The following is a 23,941-nucleotide window of genomic DNA, read 5'->3' as shown; positions in this document are numbered from 1 at the left end:
TGAATCTTTTGCCTTTGAAACAACTCTTTTGGGGGATCCTGTTGGCGGGGCTGGTCCTGGGACTGGGCCTGTTTTCCCTGACCGTGGGGGCTCGGGATATCCCTTTATCCACCATCCTGGCCTCATTTTCCGCTTATGACGGGGAAAATTTCCAGGAGTTGATCATCCGTACCCTGCGCTGGCCCCGCCTTCTGGCGGCACTCCTCTGCGGCAGCAGCTTTGCCGTGTCTGGAGCCCTGATGCAGGGCATCACCAACAATCCCATGGCCAGTCCTTCCATCCTGGGCATCAATTCTGGAGCCAGCTTTGGCATGGCTCTGGCCATGATCCTGCTGCCGGAAGCCACCCTGAACCAGACGGTGGGCTTTTCCTTCCTGGGGGCTGCCTTCGCCACTGGGATCATCCTGCTGGTGGCCAGCCGGCTGGGAGGCAAAGCCACTCCGGTGTACCTGGCCCTGGCCGGCACCGCTATCAGTGCCATTTTTACCGCAGCCACCCGGATGCTGGTGGTGTTCTTTGATGTGGCCCAGGACTTGAGCTACTGGACTGCTGGCGGTCTCAGCGGCATCCGTCTGGAACAGATTTTCCGGGTGGGGCCCTGGACCCTGCTGGGACTGGGGATCGCCTTGGCCATTTCTCGGCAGGTGACCCTCCTTAGTTTCGGGGACGAATTGGCTGTGGGCCTGGGTGCCCAGTTGGGGAAAATCCGGTTCCTGGCGGGGGCCGTGGTGCTGCTTTTGAGCGGTTCCGCGGTGGCTTTGGCCGGCCCCATTGGCTTTGTGGGCCTGGTGACGCCCCATATGGTCCGGAAACTGGTGGGCATCGACTACCGGGTGGTACTCCCGGCTTCTGCCCTGGCTGGCACCTTGTTGGTGCTGCTGGCAGACATTGGCGCCCGGCTGGTGAATCCTCCCTATGAGACGCCGCTGGGAGCCATTACCGCCTTGATCGGAGTACCCTTTTTCATGGTCTTGGCCAATCGGGAAAGGAAGGGTGTCTGATGGCAAATCCTTTGCAGAAAACGACTGGCCGGCACAAGGGGAAGGGACGGTTCCTCCTGTCCTTTGCTTTCCTGATCCTGGCCACTGTCCTGATGTTCTATGTCCATCTCCGTACCGGGTTCGCCCATCTTTCGGACCGAGAGCTGTGGCAGGTCCTCCTGGGAGGAGGTACGGAGGCTCAGCGGCTGACCGTATTCGATTTCCGGATGGTGCGATCCCTCCTGGCTGTCCTGGTGGGCGGCGGTTTGGCTATGTCCGGGGCACTGTTCCAGACCATTTCCCGGAACGAACTGGCCAGCCCCAGTCTCCTGGGAGTCAATGCCGGTGCAGGTCTTTTTGTGATGCTTCTGATCTATGCCCGGGATACCAGCGCCCCCAGCCCCTTCTGGCAGCTGCCCCTGGCGGCGGTGGCGGGAGCGGCCCTGGCGGCTCTCCTGATTTATCGGCTGGCCTACCGGAAGGGGCGGACCCTGTCCCCCTACCGGCTGGTGCTTACGGGAATCGCCCTGACGGCCGGTATCCATGCCCTCCAGCTGCTGCTGGTGGTCCGGCTGGATCCTCAGAAATTCCACATCGTCAATACCTGGATCATCGGCAGCCTGTCCGGGAATACCTGGATCCATGCAGCTGCCCTGGCCCCTGTGGTACTGCTCTTGGGACTGCTCCTCTGGAGCCGTTCCATGGACCTGAACTTGCTGAGCCTGGCGGACGAAACGGCCATTGGCCTGGGACTCCCCATCAACCGGGCCCGGTTCCTCTATCTCATGGCCGGGGTGGTCCTGGCGGCTTCCTGTGTGGCCATCGGAGGAAATATCGGCTTTGTGGGCCTCATCTGTCCCCATATCGCCCGGCGGCTGGCGGGAGCGGATTTCTTTCGGCTGCTGCCCTTTACGGCGGTGCTGGGATCTCTTTTGGTCCTGGCTGCGGACTGGGTGGGAAGGGTGATCATCGCCCCGGATGAAATGCTCCTGGGGATCGTGATTTCCATCCTGGGGGCTCCCTATTTCCTGTACATCCTGGTACGGACCCGAAAATGAACCTTGGAAAGGAGTTATCCATGGAATTGCATATCGAAGATCTTTCCACCGGTTATGGGGAGAAGGCCATCAGCCAACATTTGACGTTTCCTATCCCTTCCGGTCAGATCACGGCCCTCATCGGGGCCAATGGCTGCGGCAAATCCACTCTTTTGAAGACCATCTGCCGGATCATCCCGCCTCTGGGAGGTACGGTGAAACTGGGAGGAAAATCCCTCTGGGACTATGACAGCCGGCAGCTGGCCCGGAAAGTGGGCATCCTGCCCCAGAATCCTTCGGCTCCCGGGGAACTCACCGTCCGAGAGCTGGTGATGTACGGACGGGCACCTTACCATGGGCCCTTTTTTTCCCGGGGCAGCCAGGAGGACCGGGACATTGTCCAGTGGGCCCTGGAGGAGACGGACATGGCGGAATTTGCCGACCGGAACGTAATGGCTCTTTCCGGGGGCCAGCGGCAGCGGGCTTGGATCGCCATGGCCATTGCCCAGACCACGGACATCCTGTTCTTGGACGAACCCACCAGTTTCTTGGATGTGGCCCACCAGATGGAGGTGCTGGAACTGGTCCGCCATCTCAATGAAGCTTACGGCAAGACCATCATCATGGTGATCCATGAATTGAATGAAGCTGCCCGGTTCGCCCATCATCTTATTGCCATGAAGCAGGGCAAGATCCTTTATCAGGGAAGCCCGGAAGAAGTGTTCCACCAGCAGATGCTCCGGGACATCTTTGGCATCGATGCAGAACTGATCCAGGACCCCCGGACGGGACGGCCTCTGTGCATTCCTTATTCCCGGGCTCGGAAGAGATAAGGGGGCCCTATGGAAATCGGATTGCACAAAAAACTGGCAGCATGCTGCTGCCTCCTGCTCCTTATCGGCCTGTCTGCTGGCTGCGGACAGACCCGGCAGCCTGCGGAAATCGGGAATCTGTCTCCGGCGGTGCAGAAAGCACTGGCCCGGGAAGACACCCCAGAAGCCATTGACCGAGAATTTGCCAAACGGATGGAAAGCCAGCTCCAGGGGGCCAGGAAACTGGTCCAGAAGAACGGGGACCGGATCCTGGTGAAACACAAATACGGCACTACAGTCATGCCGAAAAATCCCCAGCGGATCGTGGTCCTCCGGCTGGAAGATCTGACGGAAGCACTGGGGGTTCCGGTGGTGGGGGCCAATTACACACCCCGGACCTATCTCTACGACCGGCTGGAACAACGGGGAGTGCCCCTGCTCCACGTGAATGACGAAACCAAGACCGTCAACTATGAAGAAGTCCAGGAGGCAAAGCCGGATTTGATCCTTCTCCGGGATTCCTTTGACCAGGGGGTCTACGAGAAATTGAGCCGGATCGCTCCTGTCGCGGCTTTCAACATCCGGAAGGAAGAGACGGCTCTTTTGGCCCTTGCCATGGCTCTGGGGCAGGAAGAACGGGGAATCGCCCGGCTGGAGGAATTCTACGGGAAGGCCAAAGTGTATCGGCTGGGACTCCATGCCGCTATGGGAAATGGCACCACTGCTTTTCTCCGGGTGATGAACCGGGAAGTACGGCTGTATCCTTATTCCCGGAATGACATCAATCGGTTCATGTACGATCTGCTGGATCTCAAGCCTTCGCCTATGGTGCTGGCGGCGGACCAGAGCCGGACCAACAACGCCATTTCTCTGGAATGGCTTCCGGATCTGGAAGCAGACTACCTGCTGGTCAGTACTGGCTACGGGGCCAGCAGCGGGGAAAACGGGAAAATCGCAGAAGAAAGATATAAAAAACTCCAGCAGGATGCCCTGTGGAAGAGCATCCCCGCCGTCCGTCAGGGCCATGTCCATGTGGTAGATACCGCTGTGTGGAATGCCCATGGCATCATCGCCAAAGAACTGGCCATGGAGGAAATCTATCGGACTTGGGGATCTGCCGGGACGGGATTGTCAAGAAAATAAAAAAAGGATAGAATTAAGGTTGCTGCATGAGTGTGGTATTCACATAGGCAGCAGCCCTTTATTCTATCTGGAAAGGAATTTTCTATGCAGAATCTACAACCTTACCTGATCCTGGGCGCCATGGCCCTGATCGGATTCGTATCCCATAACAATACGGTCGCCTGGTCCGCAGTCCTCCTGATGCTCCTGAAAGTGGTGCTGCCCCAGGACAAACTGCTGTTTTTCGGCGGCCACGGGTTGAACTGGGGAGTCATCGTACTGACAGCCGCGATGCTGACGCCCATCGCTACGGGGAAATTGGGCATAGCCGATATCCTCAACGTGTTCAAGACCCCTATGGGGATCGCTTCCCTGCTGATGGGGTGTATCGTGGCTCTTTTCGGCCGGTGGGGGGCTGAACTGATGACCGCCGATCCGGAAGTGGTGGCGTCCCTGATGGTAGGGACCATCATCGGGGTGGTGTTCTTCAAGGGAGTGCCGGTAGGTCCCTTGATTGCCAGCGGGATCCTTTACTGTTTCATGAAGGTGTTCCATTTTTTCTTTTAAAAAATGGGGGTTGTTGCACAGAACGTGCAACAACCCCTGTTTCCTTTATTTCAAATAATCCGGCAAGATCCAGATCTTGCTCTGGGTTTCCATGAATTTCTTGAATTCCGGGGATCTGTAGGCCTCGATCAGGTCCTTGACCCACGGCTGTTCCTTGTTCTTTTCCTGGATGCTGAGGCACATCCGCATCCGGGGGTTCATGGTGTCCGCGGATTCCGGGAACAAGGCGGAACTGAAATCGATCTTGGCATTGTAGGCATCGGAGCCTCTGAGGACGATGTAAGCGGCATCAGAACGGATATTGGCGATGGTAGGGCCCTTCATCTCCCGGAACTGGAGATGTTTGGGATTTTCTACGATATCGGCTTTGGTGGCCTGGTTCTTGTTGATGGAAGGATTCAATTTGATCCAGCCCAGCCGTTCCAGCAGCTGGTAGGAACGGGCCAGGTTGGAGGCGTCATTGGGGATGATCACCGTGTCTCCATCGGCAACAGCATCCAGGGAAGTCTTGCTGCCGGCATAAAGGCCAGTGGGGACGGTGGGGATCTCAAGCACTCCGATCAGATGGGTGCCTTTGCTGGCATTGATGGCATCCAGCCAGTTGGGATTGGCATCCATATGGAAATCGATCTGACCTTCTTCCAGGGCCATTTCCCGCTGCACCGAATCTTTGATGCCCACGGCTTCCAGCTTGTAGCCTTTTTTCTCCAGGAGGGGTTTGATGCCGGCTTCAAAAAGATCGGACGTAGCTGTGGGCATCCTGCGGTATTTCAGGACTTTGGCCGAGCCGGCAGGGGCTTCCGCCGTTTTCTTGGAGTCACTGCCGCAGCCGGCCAGGAGACCAGCGGTGACGGCGGACAGGGCCAGGACCGCCAGTAATTTTTTCCATTTCATGAAGATTCACCTCTTGTTTCTTTTTCTTTCTGTCAAGAGAAAGGGTTTACAAATCTGTTGGAGGCTGGGCCTTCGGGTCGGAACTGCCCAGGATATGGTAGTGGAAATGGTCCAGATTCTGGGTGATATGGGGCTCTCGTTCACAGCGGATGACCTGGAAGACCTTTGCCATGCCGCAGATCTTTTCAATCTCCGGTACAGCAGCCTCCACGGCGGCCACTGCCTGTTGGTAGGCGGCCGTTCCCTTGTCCTTCAGCCCGATATGGGCTTTGGGGAATACGATGATGTGGAGCTCGGCCCACTGGTTCCAGTCTTGGTAAGCCAGCACCTGGTCCGTTTCATAGACGATGGTGCAGGGCAGTTCCCGTTTCACGAATCGGCAGAACAGGCAGTACATCCGTTTTCCTCCTTTCTTTCTAAGGATGCATTCAGTTTCTGGATATTTTCTACCCCAACGGGACAGGCCAGCAGGCATCGGGCGCACATGAATTTCCGGCCCAAGCCCATCTTCCGGCCAAGGAGATCCCGCTGGACGCTGCAGTTGTGGTAATCCAGGAGTTCTTCCCGAGGCGTGCCTTCCTTCCAAGTCTTGCCGGTGATCAGATGGAAGGGACAGGCTTTGACGCAGAGGCTGCAGTCCCCGCATTGGTTCTTTGTGACAGGGGGCCGGATTTCCATATGGTCCGCATAGAATACGGCACTGACTGTCTCGATCCGGGGACCGTAATCATAGGTGATCAAGAGGTCGCTGCGGCCGATCCAGCCCACCCCGGAACGGACTCCTACTTCCTTGCTGGAGAGGCTCATCTTGTAAGGCGGGGACATATTGTCCCGGGTCACCGGCGGAATCAGGAAGGGGATCCCTGCTGCCTTGGCAGCTTTTTCCAAAGCGGCGGCAACTTCTTTCATAGCTGCGGAACGGCGCCTCTTCTGGGCCGCCTGCCGGGGCTCCTTGTATTTCCAGATGGTCATGATTTCGTCATAGGGGGCATAGACCAGCAGGGCGTAATTGTATTTTCCAGATTCTTTCCATTGGGAGAAATCCAAAGGACAGCAGGCCCATTTCACCCCTGGGAAAGGAGCCAGTGCCCGGTCGAATACTTCTTTTACGTTGTTGTACATTTCTCTATCTCACAATCTGGGGATGTCCCCAAAGGGCCTAGGAGGGTAAAAAAAGAGCTGTGGGAAACTGCCGATAAGCAACGGCCGGCAGTTTCCACAGCCCCGTTTTTTATTCAATTCCAGTTTTCCAAGACCGGTGTCCGCGACAGTGCGGAAAATAGACCATTCCCTTCATTCCACCGGCCGGAGGAACACCCGCAGGCTCCGGAAAGCCGTACCGCCCCACAATCCGCCTCCCATGACCAACCCGCCGGCACGGGCACAGCTGGCATGGATGTGGATGAAAAGGGGACTGTCCGTATCCGGATACACCTGACGGAGCTGGGGATCCATCTTTTCCTTGACCATGACTTCTCCTGTGAAGGAAAGGATCTCAGCGGCCCCATAGCAGGGAGTGCGGCCCACTTTCAGAGGCAGCTCGTTGCTGATGGGGGCAGCCAGGATCAAATCCTTTACGGACCCGATGGCATTGACCACGATCACTTCTTTCCAGCCTTTTTCGATGACGAAGGCTTCGATGGTTTTCCGGATGTCCTGGCCCTGGTCGATGAAGACTTCTGCAAAGTCCGTCATTTATTTCACGCTGTATTTTTCCATGACGCCCAGTTCCGTCATGATTTTTTCCAGCCGTTTCAGCCCTTCCCCGTCATAATCCTGATAAGGACGGCGGACATAGCCTCCGGGAAGGCCCAGGAGATTCAGAGCAGCCTTGATCACCACTGGATTGGAGACTTCATACAGTTCGCAGAGCAGGGGGAAGTATTTGAAGTATTCTTCCCGGCCTTCATTGACGATATCGATGCTGGTCCAGGGACGGGCATATTTGGCTGCTTCTTCTGGGATGATGTTCCCGCCGATATTGGCCAGGCCGGTGCCGCCTACTGCCAGGGTGGGCAGGACGATGGAGTAATAGGGGGAATCACAGCACATGATCTTCACTTTCCCCTTGGTCAGCCGCTGGACTTGGACCAGCTGGTAGTTGCTGCCGGTGGCTTCTTTGTCCACTACGAAATTGGGATGGCGTTCCGCCAGACGGGCGATGGTTTCCGGTTCCACCTGGACACCCAAACGGGAGGGGTTGTTGTAGATCCCCACCGGCAGGCTGGTAGCACTCATCACCGTATCCAGATGCTTGAAGGCATCTTCCTGGGGAATCAGCACATAGGGGGGAACCGTGAAGATGACCCCGTCCGCACCCTGTTCTTCTTCGAATTTGGCCATTTCGATCTCACCCTGGGTGTCATTGGAAGCGGCGCTGAAGAAGACTGGGATCCGGTGATCCACGATCTTCACCGTCTGTTTGATGATTTCCTTTTTTTCATCCGGCGTCAGCAGGGTGACTTCTGCTGCGGAGCCCAGGACGAAAAGCTGATTGGTCCCGTATTGGATCTGCCGGTCGATCAGGACCTTGAATCCGTCGAAATCGATGTCACCGTTCTTTTTGAAAGGGATGGGCATAGCCACCCAGGAACCTGTTAAATTCATTGCCATTTTCATTTCCTCCTTTTTTTACGCTGAAACGTCATTTCCCATTATTTCATGTAGTCTGGAAGGATCCAGAAACTGCCGGTTTTCTTCACATATTCCTTGAATTCCGGAGATTTGTACGCTTCGATGATGTCTTTCACCCATTGGGTATCCTTGTTCTTATCTGCAATGCAGAGGGCGATCCGCATGGAATCCTTGATGGAATCCGGGTTTTCTGCGAACAGGGCACTGTTGAAATCGATCTTGGCATTGTAGGCGTCAGAGCCTCTCAGGATGATGTACGCCACATCGGACCGGATGGTGTTGATGGACGGCCCTTTCATTTCCTTGAACTGGAGGTTCTTGGGATTTTCCACGATGTCTTTCCCGGTTACATGGTCTTTGTCCTTGCTGGGATCCAGTTTGATCCAGCCCAGCTGTTCCAGCAGCTGGTAGGCCCGGGCCAGGTTGGAAGCATCATTGGGGATGGCGATCACGTCTCCCGGGGCCACTTCTTCTAGGGTCTTTTTGCTGCCTCCATAGATGGCGGTGGGAACGGTGGGCAGGGGCAGGATGGCGGTCAGGTGGGTCCCTTTGCTCTTGTTCACCTGGTCGATCCAGGCTTTGTGGGCATCCACGTGGAAATCGATCTTGCCTTCATCCAGAGCCATTTCCCGCTGGATGGAATCGGTGATCTTCACCGGAGTCAGTTTGTAGCCCTTCTTTTCCAGGATGGGCTTGATGCCCCCATCGAATAGATCAGAAGTGGCAGTGGGCATCACCCGATACTTCAGCTCTTTGGTCTCTCCGGCTTTGCCGGAAGAGGCTTCTTTGCTGGAACTGCCGCAGCCGGCTGCAGCCAGGAGCAGGGTGCTGAGAGCCAGGACACTGGCCAATTTCAGCAGGCTTTTTTTACGAAAAACAGAGAGATCCATCATCAACAACTCCTTTTTTAATGGTTCCGGGCCCGTTTGGAGAAATAATTGCCCAGGAACTGTACGATTTGGACAAACACCACCAGGATGAACACCGTTGCCAGCATCACTGGCACATCCATCCGTTCATAGCCGTAGGTCAGGGCCATATCCCCAATCCCGCCGGCACCGATGACACCGGCCTGGGCAGAAGCGGAAATCAGGCCGATGGTACCGATGGTGGTGGAAAGGATCATGGAACTTTTGGCTTCCGGCAGGATGAAGTAGCGGACGATCTGGAAATAATTGGCACCCATGGCCTTGGCAGCCCGGATGATCCCTTTGTCCACACCCAGAAGAGAATTTTCATAGAGACGGGCCAGGCTGGGGACGATGAATACCACCAGAGGGACCAAAGCCGCTTTCACCCCGATCCTCGTCCCCACGATGAATTTGGTGAAGGGGAAGATGAAGGTCATCAGGATGATGAAGGGAAGGCTGCGGAAGAAACTGACCACGGAATTGAGCAGGGTATACACCACTTTATTTTCCAAAAGGCCTCCTTCGTTGGTCAGGACTAGGATGAGGGCCAGGATGGTGGCCAGGATGGTGCCTACCACCAGCGAAAAGCCCACCATGAACAATGTGCTTTCAAGGGCTTGGGCAAGGTCGCCCCAGGGTAAATTGGCAAACATAACGAATCACCTCTTTCGAAAAAGCTCTCAGTGCCGGTTTCCTGCCGGCAGTCTGGAAAGTGCCTGGCGGAGGAGTTCTGCACTGAAGGGAATGGAAAGCCGGAAGGTTTCCGGGTCGATGGCAAAATGGGAATTGTGCATCATGGGGCCAATCCCCGTCCCCATCTGGATGAAGGCACCGGGAATCTTCTGCTGGTAGAAAGCGAAATCTTCTCCGGAAAGGGAGTCGGGGGCTTCCGCAAAGGGGAGGCCGCACTGCTGGGCGGTATCCCGGACGAAATCCACCCATTCCGCCGTATTGTTGGTGGCAGGAGGCCCCTCCAGGAACCGGATGCTGGCGGAACCGCCGAAATCCCGGCCGATCCCTTCTGCCAAGGTCTGGAGCCGGCTCTTGGCCAGTTCTCTGTCTTCCGGGTACAGGGATCGGATGGTCCCTTCTGCAAAGGCGGTGTCAGGGATGATGTTGGCAGCCGTGCCGCTTTCCACATGGCCGATCCCTACGACCAGGGGATGGAAGGGAGGACGGTTGCGGCTGACGATGGTCTGGGCTGCTGCAATGAATTGGCCCAGCATGATCACAGGGTCTGCGCTGAGCTGGGGCCGGCAGGCATGGCTCCCTTTGCCCTGGAAAGAAACCTGGAATTCATCCACGGCTCCGTTCATGAATCCGGGCCGGGAGATGACGGTGCCCTGCTCATATGCAGCACAGCAGTGGAGCCCGAAGATTACCTGCACATCGTCCAGGATCCCGGTATCCAGGATCTTCAAGGCTCCGTTCAGTTTCTCTTCCGCCGGCTGGAAGATCAGTTTCAGTGTGCCGGGGATGGGACCGCCGGCTTTCAGGGCCAGGGCTGTCCCCAGGAGATTGGCCGTATGGAAGTCATGGCCGCAGGCGTGCATCCGTCCAGGGATTTCTGACTGGTAGGGAAGGCCGGTCTCTTCCTGGAGGGGCAGGGCGTCGATGTCGCAGCGCAGGGCTGCCACAGGGCCATTGCCGTTCCCTAAGTGAGCCACCACCCCGGTTTCCAAAGGCAGATCATAAAAAGGGATCCCTTGATGGGTCAGGAAATCTTTGATATGCCGGGTGGTCTCGAATTCTTCACCGGACAGTTCCGGCCGGCGGTGGAACTGGTAAAATTGTTCTTTGGCCAGTGTGATGATCGGTTCATAATCCATATTCACATTTCACCTCTTCACAATGGACCTGGTTTTCTTTGCAGAAGGCTTCCACAGCCTGGATCTCTTCTTCCGGGCCGATGACCTGGAGGATCAGGATCCCCAGGGTCTGTTCATCCAGTTCGGTGACCGTGGCATGGATGATCCGAGTCCGGACCTGGAGGAACTTCCGGTTGATCTGGTAGACCAAATCCCCCAAGGCACTGTCCCCGGTGAATTTCAGCCGCAGGATCTCATAATTGCTGGTTTCTTCCGTGCGGACCCGGCTGCAGACTGCAGGGGTGATCTGATCGGGGATGACGCTGCGGACGAAGTTCTGGGTGATCCGCTGCTGGGGGTTGCTGAAGATGTCGAATACATTGCCTTCTTCGATGACCCGGCCGTTTTCCATGACGGCTACATGGTGGCAGATTTTCTGGATGGCGTAGATCTGGTGGGTCACCATGACGATGGTGATGTGGAGCTTCCGGTTGATTTCCTTCAACAAATCCAGGATGGATTCCATGGTATCCGGATCCAGGGCACTGGTGGCTTCATCACAGAGCAGGATGGAGGGCTCGGTGATCAGGGCCCGGGCAATCCCTACCCGCTGTTTCTGTCCCCCGGAGAGCTGGTCCGGATAGACATCCGCTTTGTCTTCCAGCTGGACGAATTGGAGCATCTTGTCTACTTTGGCATCGATGGTCTTCCTATCTTCCCCGGCGATGATCAGAGGAAGGGAGATGTTGTGGCGGACCGTCTTGGAATTCAGCAGCTCGAACTGCTGGAAGATCATACCGATCTTCCGGCGTTTCTGGAGCATCTCCGAAAAGGAGAGGCTGGGGATGTTCACCCCGTCCACCAGCACGGACCCGGAAGTGGGGATCTCTAGCCCGTTGATCATGCTGAGCAGGGTGGATTTTCCGGCGCCGGAGAGTCCGATGATGCCGTAGATGTCCCCGTCCTGGATAGTCAGGCTCACATGATCCAGGGCCTGGACAGTTTGTTCTTTGCTTGTATATGTTTTGCAGATATCGATGAATTTGATCATGGCAGCCTCCTAGTAAGCCAAATAAAAAAATCGTCCCCTGTGCTTATTGTGCACATGGGACGATTTGACCGTGTTCCACCCAATTTCACCAAGGCGTCACCGCCTTGGCCTTTGAGAGTAAAGGATTACTCTGAACGCTGTAACGGGCGTACCCGGAAGGCCTACTGGATTCAGCCTTGCCTGTTCCGGAATGCACTTGGGGAAAGTACGCTGCACCCGCTTCCACTCTCCGGGCTCGCTGTTCCAGTTTCCTTTCCTTACTCTCTTCCCTCATCACAGATTGGATTTGAAATTGGTTCAATTCTACTTTTTATTTCCTAGTTTGTCAATATGGATTAAGGAATTCAGAATATACATGCAAATCAAAGGGGCTGCTGCACGTATGGAAATCACATACGCGCAGCAGCCCCTGATCCAGTTTTCTTTTACGCCAATGCTTCTCCCAGCGCTTTGCATTGGGCCAGAGCTGCATCATCCGGAGCATTGTTGGCCATGACCGGATCGGCGGCCAGGACGACTCCTTCCCCTTCGGCTTCCGCCTTCCAGTTGTCCATCCATTCTCCGCTGCCCCAGCCATAAGAACCGAACAGGGCAATCTTTTTCCCTTTCAGGCTGCCTTTCACATCATCCCACATGGGCTGGAATTCTCCTTCTTCCAGGACTTCCGCTCCCATGGCCGGGCAGCCGAAGGCGATGGCGTCGAAATTGTCCACTTCGCCGGCAGAAAAGGCGGAAGCATTATATTCCACCACTTCAGCCCCTTTCCCTTTGGCTCCATCTTCCACGGCTTTGGCCATAGCTTCCGTGTTGCCGGTCCCGCTCCAGAATACCACTGCGATTTTGCTCATTGTAATCCATCCTTTCCGCCGGTCAGTCCGGCTGACAAACTTTTTATTTAAGCCACTGCCAGCCTGCTCAGGGGAGTCCCGGCGCAGTAGCAGCGCCAGTAGATCCGGGTGCATTTCTGGCATTTGGCAAAATAACAGGCGGCCCGTTCCCGGTTTCCATAGGCCTTCCAGCACCCGGAACAAACACCTTTGTCCCGGGGGGAGGCCATATAGGCTTTCACATCTTCCAGAGGATAGTCCAGCAGGATGCCGATTTCGTGGGGAAAGGGGTCTCTCCGTGCCAGGCGCAGGGCCATCTGATCCAAAATCTCCTGACAGGTGGAGCCCTCATAGCCCTGGCGTTTTAGGAAGGAACAGCTTTCCGGATCCTGGAGAAGGATGCTGAGCCGGTGGGGGCGGTATACATACAGGAGGGCACTCTGCCGGATACAGTCGTAACTGAGCACTTCCAGGCGGATTTCTTTGGGTTCCAGGCTGCGCCGGATCTCTGCGATTTGGGCAAAGGGACTGTCTCCAGGACGGAAAACGAAGCGGAACAGGCTGGCGGCTTTAAGGCCGGCCAAGGTAGGCGCGCACTGGCGTACCAGTTCGGTTTCCAGGGTGATGGTCATGGTGGAGCCTCCTTGAAGTAAGTTAGCTAAAACTAATTGAAAACCAAAGAAAAAAAGGCTGTATATAGAAAAATACAAGCCAATATGGTTAGCAATTACTAACTAAAAGCAGTATAACAAATCTCATCGGTTTGTGCAACCATTTTTTTATCTTGCCACTGGAAGGGTTTTGGGCTATAATGAAGCTATAATTAATCAAACGAATAATTACTTTACTGGTACGGATAGGAGAGATGACCATGAAATGGTGGAAACCTGTGGTGATAGGGCTGTCTTTGAGCCTGACGCCGGGGATGCTGCAGCCGGCACTGGCTGGGAAGAAGAACCCCCAGCCCAAGACGGTGAAGATGCCTGCCTGGACGGAACTGGCTCAGCAAAATCCGGCGGCTTATGACCGGGCTGTACCGGAAGCGAGTCTCAGCGAGGAACAGCTGGCAGCCTGGTGGAAAACTTTCCAGGATCCCAAACTGGATGCCCTGATCGAACTGTCCTTGAAGAACAACCGGGATCTCCAGGCAGCCCAGGCCAGGGTAGAAGAGGCACGGGCCCAGTTGGGCATCAGCAAAGGGGAAGCCCTGCCCTGGCTGAATCTGGGAGGCACCTATGGACGGTATGAAGCCCCCCAGGGGGTCAACGACAAAATCAGCGACATGAGTCCCTACCCGGGGTTGATCAACCCGCCCAACCGGAATTCTTCCGTGGCCGGGCTGGGCATCGATGCTTCTTGGGAACCGGATTTCTTCGGCCGGCTGAAAGCCAAGAAGCAGAGTGCCGCCCATAACCTGGCGGCCCAGCATGCGGCCCTGTACAGCACTTGGGTCACCCTCAGCGCAGAGACGGCCCTCAACTATGTGTCCCTCCGGACCCTCCAGCAGGATCTGGACCTGTTGGAACGGCATGCGGCCCTGGAAGGGGAAAAGGCGGATCTGCTCCAGACCAATTACAATGCAGGGCTGATCAGCGGCTATCCTCTGGAAGCCATGCGGACCCAGGAACAGAATACCCGGGCGGAAATCCCCCGGACCCGGCAGTCCATCCAGGAAACTCTCACCCGGCTGTCCATCCTGACGGGAACGGAACCGGGCCAACTCAATAATCTGCTGGATCCGGAAGATCTGCCGGAAATCGATCCGGAACTGTATCATGCCATTCCCGCCAACTTGATGCGCCAGCGGCCGGATATCCGGGCAGCAGAAGAGCGGCTGGAAGCCCAGATCGCCCGGACCAAAGAGGCGCGGGCAGAACTGAAGCCCCGGTTCACCCTGGACGGGTTCTTAGGGCTCATTACTCTGGGCGGTGGGAACCTGTTCGGCTCCGGCGCCCATTCCTTCGCCATTGCTCCCTCCTTTACCTTCCCCCTGTTCCACGGGGGACAGCTGCGGCAGAATGTGAAGCTGCAGGATGCCCGGGCCAAGGAATACCAAGCGCAGTATGAAAATACGGTATTAAAGGCAGCGGGAGAAGTCCAGGACGCCATGACTGGCATCGTCCAGGAAAAGGAACGGAAAGAGAAGCTCACTGCCGGGGTGGACAATGCCCAGGGAGCTTTCGACCTGGCGGAAAATCGGTTCCAGGCGGGACTCAGTGATTACCAGCCGGTATTGGACAGCGAACGGACCCTGCTTACTATGAAACGGCAGGAAAACCGCAGCCGAGGCCAGGAACTGGCGGACCTGATCCATCTGTACAAAGCCCTGGGCGGCGGCTGGCAGCCACTGTCCGATGGGGAACAAGCGGAAATCAGCAGGGCAGAAGGGAAGGATAAATGATGGCATTTTGGGAAAACCTTTTACAGGACAAAAAGAAATTGGCAGCCTTGGTGGCAGCGGCTGCCCTGATCATTGGCGGCGGTTCCTATGGATATCATCGGTATCAGGTGCAGAAGGCGGCTCGGGAACTGACTCTTTACGGGAACGTGGATGTCCGGGAAGTATCCGTTGCTTTCCGGGAAAGCGATCGGATTGCGGAAGAGCTGGTGGAAGAAGGAGACAAGGTGAACAAAGGCCAGGTACTGGCCCGGCTGGATACCGATGAACTGAAGATCAAGAAGAGCAAACTCCAGGCCCAGATCGCCGCCCAACAGAGTGTGGTGGACAAACTCCACAACGGCACCCGGGCAGAAGATCTGGAAGCAGCCCGGGCCAAAGCCGATGAGGCAGCGGCCCAGGCGGATCAGGCCCGGCAGGACCTGGCCCGGGTGGAGAATGCCTTTGCTTCTTCCGGCGGGAAATCTGTCAGCAAACAGGACCGGGATGCGGCCCGGACCAAGGTGGATGTGACGGTAGCCCAGGCGGAAGCAGCCCGGCAGGAATATGAAAAAGCCCAGGCCGGTCCCCGGGCGGAAGATGTTTCCAGCGGGGAAGCCCAGCTGAAAGCTCTCCAGGAAGATGCCAAACATGTGGATTACCTGCTGAGCCAGGCGGAACTCAAGGCTCCGGCAGATGGGGTCATCCGGTCCCGGCTGCTGGAAGTGGGGGATATGGCTTCTCCCCAGAAACCGGTGTTCAAGCTGTCCCTCAATGAAAAGAAATGGGTCCGGGTCTATGTCAGCGAAAAAGACCTGGGACGGATCTACGAAGGGATGAAGGCAAAGATCTATACGGACAGCCATCCCAAGGATCCCATCGAAGGACAGATCGGCTATATCTCCTCTACGGCAGAATTCACCCCCAAGACGGTCCAGACCACGGAGCTGCGTACCTCCCTGCTGTACGAAGTCCGGGTCTATGTGACCGATTCCGACAATGTACTGCGGATGGGGATGCCCGCCACCGTAAAGATCGATACGGAGCAGAACCATGACTGAATGGGTGGTCCAGGCTGAAAAGCTGGACAAACTCTTTGATGACAAGCAGGGAAAGACCCATGCTCTCAAAGGCATCGACTTCCGGGCGGAAAAGGGGAAAATGACCGCCCTCATCGGTCCCGACGGAGCGGGAAAGACCACCACCATGCGGCTGATCTGCGGGCTTATGGACCCCACCGGCGGGAGCCTGCAGGTACTGGGTCTGGATTCGGTGGCCGGGGCGGAGGAAATCCAGTCTCGGATCAGCTACATGCCCCAGAAATTCGGCCTCTATGAAGATTTGACCATCCAGGAGAACTTGAATCTGTATGCGGACCTTCATGGGATTCCCCAGGATACCCGGAAGGGCCGTTTCGCCAAATTGCTGGACATGACCGGGCTGGCGCCCTTTACCGGACGGCTGGCAGGGAAGCTTTCCGGGGGCATGAAGCAGAAATTGGGGCTGGCCTGCACGTTGGTCCGTTCTCCGGATCTTTTGATCCTGGATGAACCTACGGTAGGTGTGGACCCTCTCAGCCGTGACGAATTGTGGATCATCATCAAGCAGATGGTCCGGGAAGAGAACCTCAGCGTCATTGTGTGCACCGCCTACATGAACGAAGCGGCCATGTGCGACCATGTGTATGTGCTGAACTTGGGCCAGATGCTGTTTGAGGGGACTCCCCAGGAGCTGAGCCAGGTGGCGGCGGGAAAATGCTTCGAAGTGGACCCGCCGGAAGAACTGCCTTACCGGGTGCTCCAGGGGTCCCTGCTGGATGATACGGAACAGATCATCGATGCAGTGCCGGAAAGCGGTACCGTCCGGTACATTGCCGCTCGGCCTGGGGAGCCCATCCCCACCCTGGAACGGTGGAGCCTGACACCCCGGGCAGTGGATCCTCGGCTGGAAGATGGGTTCATGATCCTGCTCCACCAGGCGGCGGATCTGGAAAAGACCCGGATCCCTCTGGCACCTCTGGACAAGATCCCGCCCCGGCCTGCCCAGAATGAAGTGAGCATCGAAGTGAAGGACCTGGTGAAGAAGTTCGGGGATTTCACTGCGGTTTCCCATACCTCCTTCCAGGTCCATAAAGGAGAGGTGTTCGGCCTCCTGGGGCCCAACGGGGCCGGGAAGACCACCACCTTCCGGATGCTCTGCGGCCTGATCCCCGCCACCGGCGGCAAGCTCAGCGTGGCCGGGGAGAACCTGCGGACCGCCCGGACGGAAGCCCGGGCCAAGATTGGCTACGTGTCCCAGAAATTTGCCCTGTACACCAAGCTCAGCGTACTGGAAAACCTCCAATTCTACGGGGGCATGTATGGCCTGCCCCGGAAGAAGCTCCAGGAACGGATCCGCACGGTGCTGGAGGAATTCCAGCTCACCGGGACGGAATCCCACAACGCAGGGGACCTGCCAGGAGGCTACAAACAGCGGCTGTCCATGGCCTGCGCCCTGCTCCAGGAGCCGGAGATCCTGTTCCTGGACGAACCCACCAGCGGCATCGATCCCCTGGCCCGGCGGATGTTCTGGCGGGAAATCACGGATCTGTCCTGCAAAGGGACCACCATCATCATCACCACCCACTTTATGGAAGAATCCGAGTACTGCGACCGGATCATGATCCAGGACCATGGGAAGATGCTGATCATCGGTTCCACCGATGAAATCCGGGAAAAACTCCATAAACCGGGGGCCAACATGGATGCCATGTTCATCGACATCGTGAACCAGTCCCGGGCCAGGGGAGAGGGGGCAGCCCAATGAAAGACTTTTTCCGGCGCCTGAAGGCGCTGACCCACAAGGAATTCCTGGAGCTGATCCGGGACAGGAGCAGCCTGCTCATGGGGATCCTCATGCCCATGATGCTGGTGTTCATCAACGGATACGGGGTTTCTCTGGATGTGTACCATTCCCGGGTCACTGTGGTCATGGAGGACATGTCCCCTACGGCCCACGATGTGGTCAGTTTCCTGGACGGTTCTGAATATTTCGATCCGGTGTATGTAACCAGCATGAAGGCGGCGGTGGACCGGATGAACCGGCGGGAAACCGAGGCCATCCTCCGAGTGCCACCGGACTTTTCTTCCCGGCTCCACCAGGGGGATGCTCAGCTCCAGCTGCTGCTGTCCGGAATCGACACCACTACGGCCATGAGCATCCAAGGCTATGTGGAAAGCGGCTTGGCGGCCTGGGAGACCCGGCAGTTGAATGCCCGGGGCATCGGTATGGTGTCCGTGGAAAGCCGGATCTGGTACAACGATGCCAACTCCAGTACCTGGTACTTCATGCCCGGTCTGATCATGCTGACCATTACCATCATCGGCGTGCTGCTTACCGCTGTGATCATGGCCCGGGAGTATGAACGAGGGACTTTTGAATCCCTGTTCGTCACGCCCGTGCGGCCCATGGAACTGATCCTCTCTAAGATCATCCCCTATTTCGGCATTGCCTGCATCGGGGTAGCCATCTGCTTCTTCCTGTCCAGGCATTTGTTCCACGTGCCGGTCCACGGGTCCCTGTGGATGATCGTGATCCTGTCGGTGATCTACCTATTCGCGGCCCTGGGGGCTGGACTGATCATTTCCGTCTATACCAAGAGCCAGTTCCTGGCCTGCCAGATTGGCCTGACCGTGACCATGATGCCCTGCCTGATGCTCTCCGGCTATGTGTTCGACCTGCGGAGCACCCCCCAGATCGTCCAGTGGGTGGGGCAGATCCTGCCTTTCAGCCACTATTTGATCTGTCTGAAGTCCCTGTTCCTGGCCGGCAATATCTGGAACCTGACCTTGGAAAATGGGGCGCTCCTGAGTCTGTATGCCCTGGGCTTTGTGGGCATCGCCTTTTCAATTACCCGAAAGAAGGTGGGATGATGGACCTGGGAAAATGGAAAGAGATCTTCTGCCGGCAGGTCTGGTACATGTGCTGGAAGGAAATGCTGGGAACCTTCAAGGATCCCCGGTTCCGGCGGGTGCTGCTGATTCCCCCCATCCTGATGGGATTCCTGTTCGGCTATGCGGCCAACTTCAACCTGGAAAACATCACTTATGCCCTGTTGGACAAAAGCCATACCAAGGCTTCGGTTTCCCTGGCGGCTCATCTGGATGGGACGGATTTTTACCACCGGGTGGCCACCCTCCGTAATGAAGGGGAAATCGCCGATCCCATCAACACGGAAAAAGCCATGCTGGTGGTGGTGATCCCGGAAGACTTTGTGGACAAATTGGAACAGGGGCAGAACTCCCCCGTCCAGCTGATCACCGATGGCCGGTACACCATGACTTCCAGCCTGGCCACCGCTTACACCAGCCGGATCATCAGTGAATGGATGCTGGAACAGGCGGGACGGGAACCGCCGATCAGTCTCCAGGTGCGGACCTGGTTCAACCCCAACCAGCTGACCCGCTGGTTCTTCAGTCCCGGGATTTTGGGTATCATGTGCTTCATCCAGGTGGTGCTCCTGTCGGGGCTGTCCGTGGCCCGGGAACGGGAAGAGGGGACTTTTGAACAGCTGCTGGTGACTCCGGCGTCTCCGGTGGTGATCCTCATCGGCAAAGCCTTTGCCCCGGTGGTGGTGGGACTCATTGAAGGGACCACCCTGCTGCTGATCGGGACCCTCTGGTTCCAGGTGCCTTTTACCGGGAATCTCCTGACCTTGTATTTCGCCATGCTGCTGTTTTTCCTGGCTTCCGCCGGGGTGGGGCTGGCCATTTCCGCCAACTGCCAGAACATGCAGCAGGTCCAGGTGTACACTTCCCTGTATCTGGTGCCCAACGGGATCCTGTCCGGGCTGTTCACCCCTATCCGGAACATGCCGGAAGCCCTGCAGGTGCTGACTTACGCCAATCCTCTCCGGTTTGCCCTGGATGCCTTCCGGCGGATTTATTTCCAGGGGACCGGATTCTGGTCCTTGGGGTATGACTTTTTCCCCATGCTGATCATCGCCCTGGCAACCTTGTCCTTCGCCGGGTATCAATTCAGGCATAATTTAAATTAAATGATTAAATAAGAAAAGGAGCTGCCGCAGGGACATCAGCTCCTTTTCAGGTCTCGGGTCTCGAGCCGTGAGTCTCGGGCCGTTGGATAGAATCTGTCCTTCAGCCAGGTTCTTCTTATTGTGTATAACCGTAGGGGGCGCAGGCCCGGCGCCCCGCAAAATGCGCAGATCATCGATGATTTGGCGGGCTGCCCGGCGTGCAGCCCCTACGGTACCGATTTACACGTTCAAAAATTTGCCTGCAAATTTTTCATTCGGCTCGAGACTCGAGACCGAGCCGCTATGCGGCTCATGAGGCCGAGGTGTTGCACATAGCGTGCAACACCTCTTTTTTTATGCTATAATAAGTATACACGATTAATTAATTAATAAATTAACCCTGCAAAGGAGAATCGGTATGAGAGACAATCTGCGCCGGATCTGGGCTTTGACGGTGAAGGAGTTCCGGGAAGTGCTCCGGGATAACTCCAGCCTGGCCCTGGGCATCCTGCTGCCCATCATCCTGATCCTGGTGATCGGCTATGGCATCAGCCTGGATGTAAAGCACGCCCCCATCGGGGTGGTGCTGGAAGATGCGTCTCCGGAGGCCCAGCAGGTGGTGGATTTCGTGGATGGGTCGGAATACTTCCGGCCTACTTATATGACCAGCATGGATCAGGCACTCCGGGCCATGGAGCAGCGGAAGATCGACGCCATCCTCCGGGTGCCTCCGGATTTCAGCCGTCAGCTCCACCAGGGGGACGGACGGGTCCAGCTGCTGCTGTACGGAACGGATACCACTACCGCCATGAGCATCCAGAGCTATGTGGAAACGGCGGCAGCCCAGTGGTCCGCCAGCCAGATGGCGGGCCGGGGAGTGGGAGCCGTGGAACTGGAATCCCGGCTCTGGTTCAATGATGCCCATGAAAGCACCTGGTACTTTTTGCCCGGGCTGATCCTGATGATCGTGACCCTTGTGGGAGTGCTGCTCACCGCCGGGGTCATGGCCCGGGAATACGAACGGGGGACCTTTGAATCCCTGTTTGTGACCCCGGTGAAAAAAGGGGAAATCATCGTGGCCAAGATGATCCCCTATTTCTGCATTGCCATGCTGGGTGTCCTGATCTGTCTGGTCCTGTCCCGGTTCCTGTTCCAGGTGCCTTTGGTGGGATCTCTGTCCCTGGTGATCCTGATGTCCATCCTGTATCTCCTGACGGCCCTGGGTATGGGGATGCTGATTTCCGTGGTGACCAAAGCCCAGTTCATGGCCATCCAGATGGCTCTCCTGGTCAGCTTCCTGCCCAGCATCATGCTGTCCGGGTTCCTGTTCGACCTGCGGGCCACGCCCCAATGGGTCCAGTGGATTGGGGAAGTGCTGCCTTTCAAACATTATCTGGTTGTATTGAAAACCTTGCTCCTGGCCGGTGATCTCTGGCCGGTGATCCTGCCCCAGACCGGGTTCCTGATTTTCTTCATGGCCCTGTTTGTGGGTCTGGCCCTGAGAGCCATTCGAAAGAAGGTGGAGTGAATGAATGCCTGGCAGCTTTTCTGTCAGCAGGTCCGGTTCATCTGCCGGAAAGAACTGCTGGCCATCTGGAAGGACAAGGCCTTCCGCTACGTGCTGGTGATCCCTACCCTGGTATTGGGGGTGGTCTTTGGCTACACCGCTACGTTCAACGTGGAAAATGTTTCCTATGCGGTATTGGACCAGAGCCATTCGGAAGCATCCACCTCTTTGCTGGCCACCCTGGACGGCACCCATTTCTTTTATCGGGTGGCGGAGCTCCAGAATTCCTCCCAGATCCAGGGACCCATCGACCGGGAGGAAGCCATGGTGGTCCTGTCCATCCCGGCGGACTTCGAAGAAAAACTGGCCCGGGGGGAAAAGGCACCCCTTCAGGTGATCACCGACGGCCGGAACACCATGACCGCCAGCCTGGCTTCCGCTTATACTTCCCGGGTGGTCCAGCAGTGGCTGGAAGCCCGGACCGGCCAGAAACCGCCTCTTTCCGTGGAGACCCGGACCTGGTTCAACCCCAATCAGCTGACCCTGTGGTATTTTGCCCCTGGGATCCTGGGGCTCATGAGCTTTTCCCAGGTAATCCTCCTGGCAGGGATGTCCGTGGCCCGGGAACGGGAGGAAGGGACTTTCGAGCAGCTGCTGGTGACTCCGGCCTCTCCCTTGGTGCTGCTGATCGGGAAATCCTTTCCTCCGGTGCTGGTGGGGCTGCTGCAGGGGACCCTGCTCCTGCTGCTGGATCTGTTCTGGTTCCAGGTGCCTTTTGAAGGATCTTATCTGACTTTGTACCTGGTGCTGTTCATTTATTTCCTCAGTTCTACAGGCATCGGGCTGAGCATTTCTTCCGTGTGCAGCTCCATGCAGCAGGTCCAGGTGTACACCTATGTATATCTGATCCCCAATGCCCTTTTGAGCGGGGTGGCCACTCCGGTACGGAACATGCCTCAGTTCCTCCAGATCCTCACCTATGGGGATCCCCTCCGGTTCGCTCTGGATGCCATCCGACGGATCTACTTCGAAGGGGCGGGCCTTCTGACCATCGCCCCGGACCTTTTGCCCATGACCATCGTGGCCGTCCTGACCCTCTGGCTGGCAGCGGTTTTATTCCGGAAGAATTTGGGGTAAAATGAGTGAAGAGTCGAATACGAAAGGAGCCATGCCCATGAACGACGTGCTGCGCAAAATGGTGGAGGACTATATCCACAACCGGATGCCGGAATACATCCAGACCCTGTATGATGTGATCACCATCCCTTCTCCTACGGGAGAAGAAGAAAAGAAGGCCCAGTGGATCCTGGAACAGCTGGAGGCCATGGGGGCCAAAGGCGCGTACCGGGACGCTGCCGGCAATGTGATCTATCCCCACTGCCTCGAAGGGGCGGAAAGATTTCCTCTGTACACCGCCCATATGGATACAGTATTTGCAGGTGTGGAAAAAATCATGCCGGAAATCGACGGCCATACCCTGAAAGCCCCCTCCTGCGGGGACAACAGTTCTGACGTGGCAGCCCTGCTGTTTTTGATCCGGATGATGCTGACCTTGAAGCTCCGGACTCCAGCAGTCTTTGCCTTCAATGTGGGAGAAGAAGGCTTGGGAAATCTGAAGGGAAGCCGGGCCCTCACCGATGCCTTCGGAGAACGGCTCAGCTATTTCATGGCGGTGGACGGGAACAATGACCGGTTCGTGGACCTGGCGGTAGGGTCCCGGCGGTATGCGGTCCATGTGGTCACTGCCGGCGGCCACAGCTACGCCGCTTTTGGAGCCGCCAATGCCATCAACGAGGCGGCGGGGATCATTCGAGATTTCTACAGCCTCCAAGTGCCCCAAGATCCCCGGACCACCTACAATGTGGGGACCATCCAGGGAGGGACCACCATCAACTCCATCGCTGCCGACGTGGAATTCACCGTGGACATGCGGTCTGTTTCCCATTCGGAACTGGAAAAGCTGGACCAAGCCTTCCAGACCATCCTGAAGGCCCATACCACTGATAAGGTGCAGGTAGAAACCTTGCTCTTGGGAGAGCGGCCCTGCAGCGAAGGGGTGCAGCACCATGAAATCTATGACCGGATCACGCGCATCCGGAAACGGGAAGGTCTGAAAACGGAATTCAGTGCCAGCAGCACCGATGCCAATATTCCCCTCGGCCGAGACATCCCGGCCATTGCTTTTGGAGTGTGCAAGGGGAAAGGGGCCCATACTCTCCAGGAAGAACTGGATATGACCAGCCTGGAACCGGGCCTGAAGCAGCTGGCTGCGTTTATTTGGAATCTATAAGGGATTGTTGCACGTGTGGCGGCCTTCACACGTGCAACAACCCCTTTTCTATTCTCACTTTTCTGAGTATAATAAGAAACATAAATAGAACTGAGGAAAGACAGATCGAT

Annotated in this window: 24 protein-coding genes; 13 read left to right on the top strand and 11 right to left on the bottom strand. The window is 56.7% G+C overall.

Annotated elements, in window-relative coordinates:
* The first annotated feature begins 8 nt into the window (after positions 1–8).
* The 5 genes from BQ2657_RS01530 (at position 9) to BQ2657_RS01510 (ending at position 4,518) form a co-directional block, all read left to right on the top strand.
* Positions 9–1,001: a FecCD family ABC transporter permease gene (locus BQ2657_RS01530; protein ID WP_198524505.1), complete on the top strand. Its 993-nt coding sequence runs from the start codon at positions 9–11 to the stop codon at positions 999–1,001.
* On the top strand, positions 1,001–2,038 hold the full coding sequence (locus BQ2657_RS01525; protein ID WP_083236131.1) for a FecCD family ABC transporter permease: 1,038 nt from the start codon (positions 1,001–1,003) through the stop codon (positions 2,036–2,038). The genes BQ2657_RS01530 and BQ2657_RS01525 overlap by 1 nt, the downstream gene beginning before the upstream one ends.
* 20 nt (positions 2,039–2,058) lie before the next feature.
* Positions 2,059–2,850, top strand: coding sequence for an ABC transporter ATP-binding protein (locus tag BQ2657_RS01520; RefSeq protein ID WP_075579061.1), 792 nt, complete (start codon positions 2,059–2,061; stop codon positions 2,848–2,850).
* A gap of 9 nt (positions 2,851–2,859) precedes the next feature.
* The gene (locus BQ2657_RS01515; protein ID WP_075579060.1) at positions 2,860–3,972 is read left to right on the top strand and encodes an ABC transporter substrate-binding protein; all 1,113 of its coding nucleotides are present in this window, start codon (positions 2,860–2,862) and stop codon (positions 3,970–3,972) included.
* Between the two features lie 84 nt (positions 3,973–4,056).
* Positions 4,057–4,518 (top strand): DUF441 domain-containing protein, encoded by a 462-nt coding sequence (locus BQ2657_RS01510; RefSeq protein ID WP_075579059.1) that lies wholly within the window; start codon positions 4,057–4,059, stop codon positions 4,516–4,518.
* 45 nt (positions 4,519–4,563) lie between these two features.
* Here BQ2657_RS01510 and BQ2657_RS01505 read toward each other — a convergent pair whose 3' ends face one another.
* The 11 genes from BQ2657_RS01505 to BQ2657_RS01455 all read right to left on the bottom strand — a co-directional run bounded on the left by BQ2657_RS01505 (position 4,564) and on the right by BQ2657_RS01455 (position 13,275).
* Positions 4,564–5,412 carry a MetQ/NlpA family ABC transporter substrate-binding protein gene (locus BQ2657_RS01505; protein WP_075579058.1) on the bottom strand — a complete coding sequence of 283 codons (849 nt, stop codon included), beginning with the start codon at positions 5,410–5,412 and terminating at the stop codon, positions 4,564–4,566.
* Between the two features lie 46 nt (positions 5,413–5,458).
* Positions 5,459–5,809, bottom strand: coding sequence for an HIT domain-containing protein (locus BQ2657_RS12580; RefSeq protein ID WP_075579057.1), 351 nt, complete (start codon positions 5,807–5,809; stop codon positions 5,459–5,461).
* Complete coding sequence (locus BQ2657_RS12760) at positions 5,782–6,534, bottom strand: 4Fe-4S double cluster binding domain-containing protein (protein WP_075579056.1); 753 nt, start codon at positions 6,532–6,534, stop codon at positions 5,782–5,784. Before BQ2657_RS12760 ends, BQ2657_RS12580 begins: the two co-directional genes overlap by 28 nt.
* Before the next feature lie 171 nt (positions 6,535–6,705).
* Positions 6,706–7,107, bottom strand: coding sequence for a PPC domain-containing DNA-binding protein (locus BQ2657_RS01490; protein ID WP_075579055.1), 402 nt, complete (start codon positions 7,105–7,107; stop codon positions 6,706–6,708).
* Positions 7,108–8,025 carry a dihydrodipicolinate synthase family protein gene (locus BQ2657_RS01485; protein ID WP_198524504.1) on the bottom strand — a complete coding sequence of 306 codons (918 nt, stop codon included), beginning with the start codon at positions 8,023–8,025 and terminating at the stop codon, positions 7,108–7,110.
* A 41-nt stretch (positions 8,026–8,066) separates the two neighbouring features.
* Entirely contained in the window at positions 8,067–8,939 is an 873-nt protein-coding gene (locus BQ2657_RS01480; RefSeq protein ID WP_232708983.1) for a MetQ/NlpA family ABC transporter substrate-binding protein, read from the bottom strand.
* Positions 8,940–8,953: 14 nt separating this feature from the next.
* Positions 8,954–9,610 carry a methionine ABC transporter permease gene (locus tag BQ2657_RS01475; RefSeq protein WP_075579053.1) on the bottom strand — a complete coding sequence of 219 codons (657 nt, stop codon included), beginning with the start codon at positions 9,608–9,610 and terminating at the stop codon, positions 8,954–8,956.
* Positions 9,611–9,637: 27 nt separating this feature from the next.
* Positions 9,638–10,786: an amidohydrolase gene (locus BQ2657_RS01470; RefSeq protein WP_075579052.1), complete on the bottom strand. Its 1,149-nt coding sequence runs from the start codon at positions 10,784–10,786 to the stop codon at positions 9,638–9,640.
* Positions 10,776–11,816: a methionine ABC transporter ATP-binding protein gene (locus tag BQ2657_RS01465; RefSeq protein WP_075579051.1), complete on the bottom strand. Its 1,041-nt coding sequence runs from the start codon at positions 11,814–11,816 to the stop codon at positions 10,776–10,778. The genes BQ2657_RS01470 and BQ2657_RS01465 overlap by 11 nt, the downstream gene beginning before the upstream one ends.
* A 425-nt stretch (positions 11,817–12,241) precedes the next feature.
* Positions 12,242–12,664, bottom strand: coding sequence for a flavodoxin (locus tag BQ2657_RS01460; protein WP_075579050.1), 423 nt, complete (start codon positions 12,662–12,664; stop codon positions 12,242–12,244).
* A 47-nt stretch (positions 12,665–12,711) separates the two neighbouring features.
* Positions 12,712–13,275, bottom strand: a complete 564-nt coding sequence (locus BQ2657_RS01455) for a DUF3793 family protein (RefSeq protein ID WP_075579049.1) — start codon at positions 13,273–13,275, stop codon at positions 12,712–12,714.
* A 239-nt stretch (positions 13,276–13,514) separates the two neighbouring features.
* Here BQ2657_RS01455 and BQ2657_RS01450 point away from each other — a divergent pair, with 239 nt between their 5' ends.
* From BQ2657_RS01450 to BQ2657_RS01415, 8 genes are all read left to right on the top strand, one after another.
* Positions 13,515–15,044 (top strand): efflux transporter outer membrane subunit, encoded by a 1,530-nt coding sequence (locus tag BQ2657_RS01450; RefSeq protein ID WP_187119160.1) that lies wholly within the window; start codon positions 13,515–13,517, stop codon positions 15,042–15,044.
* A complete protein-coding gene (locus BQ2657_RS01445; RefSeq protein ID WP_075579048.1) occupies positions 15,041–16,081 on the top strand; it encodes an HlyD family secretion protein in 1,041 nt (346 codons plus the stop codon). Before BQ2657_RS01450 ends, BQ2657_RS01445 begins: the two co-directional genes overlap by 4 nt.
* A complete protein-coding gene (locus BQ2657_RS01440; protein ID WP_075579047.1) occupies positions 16,074–17,825 on the top strand; it encodes an ATP-binding cassette domain-containing protein in 1,752 nt (583 codons plus the stop codon). Before BQ2657_RS01445 ends, BQ2657_RS01440 begins: the two co-directional genes overlap by 8 nt.
* Positions 17,822–18,931: an ABC transporter permease gene (locus BQ2657_RS01435; protein ID WP_075579046.1), complete on the top strand. Its 1,110-nt coding sequence runs from the start codon at positions 17,822–17,824 to the stop codon at positions 18,929–18,931. The genes BQ2657_RS01440 and BQ2657_RS01435 overlap by 4 nt, the downstream gene beginning before the upstream one ends.
* On the top strand, positions 18,928–20,055 hold the full coding sequence (locus BQ2657_RS01430) for an ABC transporter permease (RefSeq protein WP_083236128.1): 1,128 nt from the start codon (positions 18,928–18,930) through the stop codon (positions 20,053–20,055). The genes BQ2657_RS01435 and BQ2657_RS01430 overlap by 4 nt, the downstream gene beginning before the upstream one ends.
* A gap of 397 nt (positions 20,056–20,452) precedes the next feature.
* Complete coding sequence (locus tag BQ2657_RS01425; RefSeq protein ID WP_075579044.1) at positions 20,453–21,562, top strand: ABC transporter permease; 1,110 nt, start codon at positions 20,453–20,455, stop codon at positions 21,560–21,562.
* The gene (locus tag BQ2657_RS01420) at positions 21,563–22,678 is read left to right on the top strand and encodes an ABC transporter permease (RefSeq protein ID WP_075579043.1); all 1,116 of its coding nucleotides are present in this window, start codon (positions 21,563–21,565) and stop codon (positions 22,676–22,678) included. It abuts the gene before it with no gap.
* 37 nt (positions 22,679–22,715) lie between these two features.
* A complete protein-coding gene (locus tag BQ2657_RS01415) occupies positions 22,716–23,831 on the top strand; it encodes a M20/M25/M40 family metallo-hydrolase (protein WP_075579042.1) in 1,116 nt (371 codons plus the stop codon).
* Positions 23,832–23,941: the final 110 nt, after the last annotated feature.

Origin of the sequence: Acidaminococcus massiliensis, from assembly GCF_900095825.1 — a bacterium.
GTDB classification, from domain to species: Bacteria; Bacillota; Negativicutes; order Acidaminococcales; family Acidaminococcaceae; genus Acidaminococcus; species Acidaminococcus massiliensis.
Note: the sequence above shows the minus strand (reverse complement) of the source record. Positions and strands in the feature narration are given on the sequence as shown.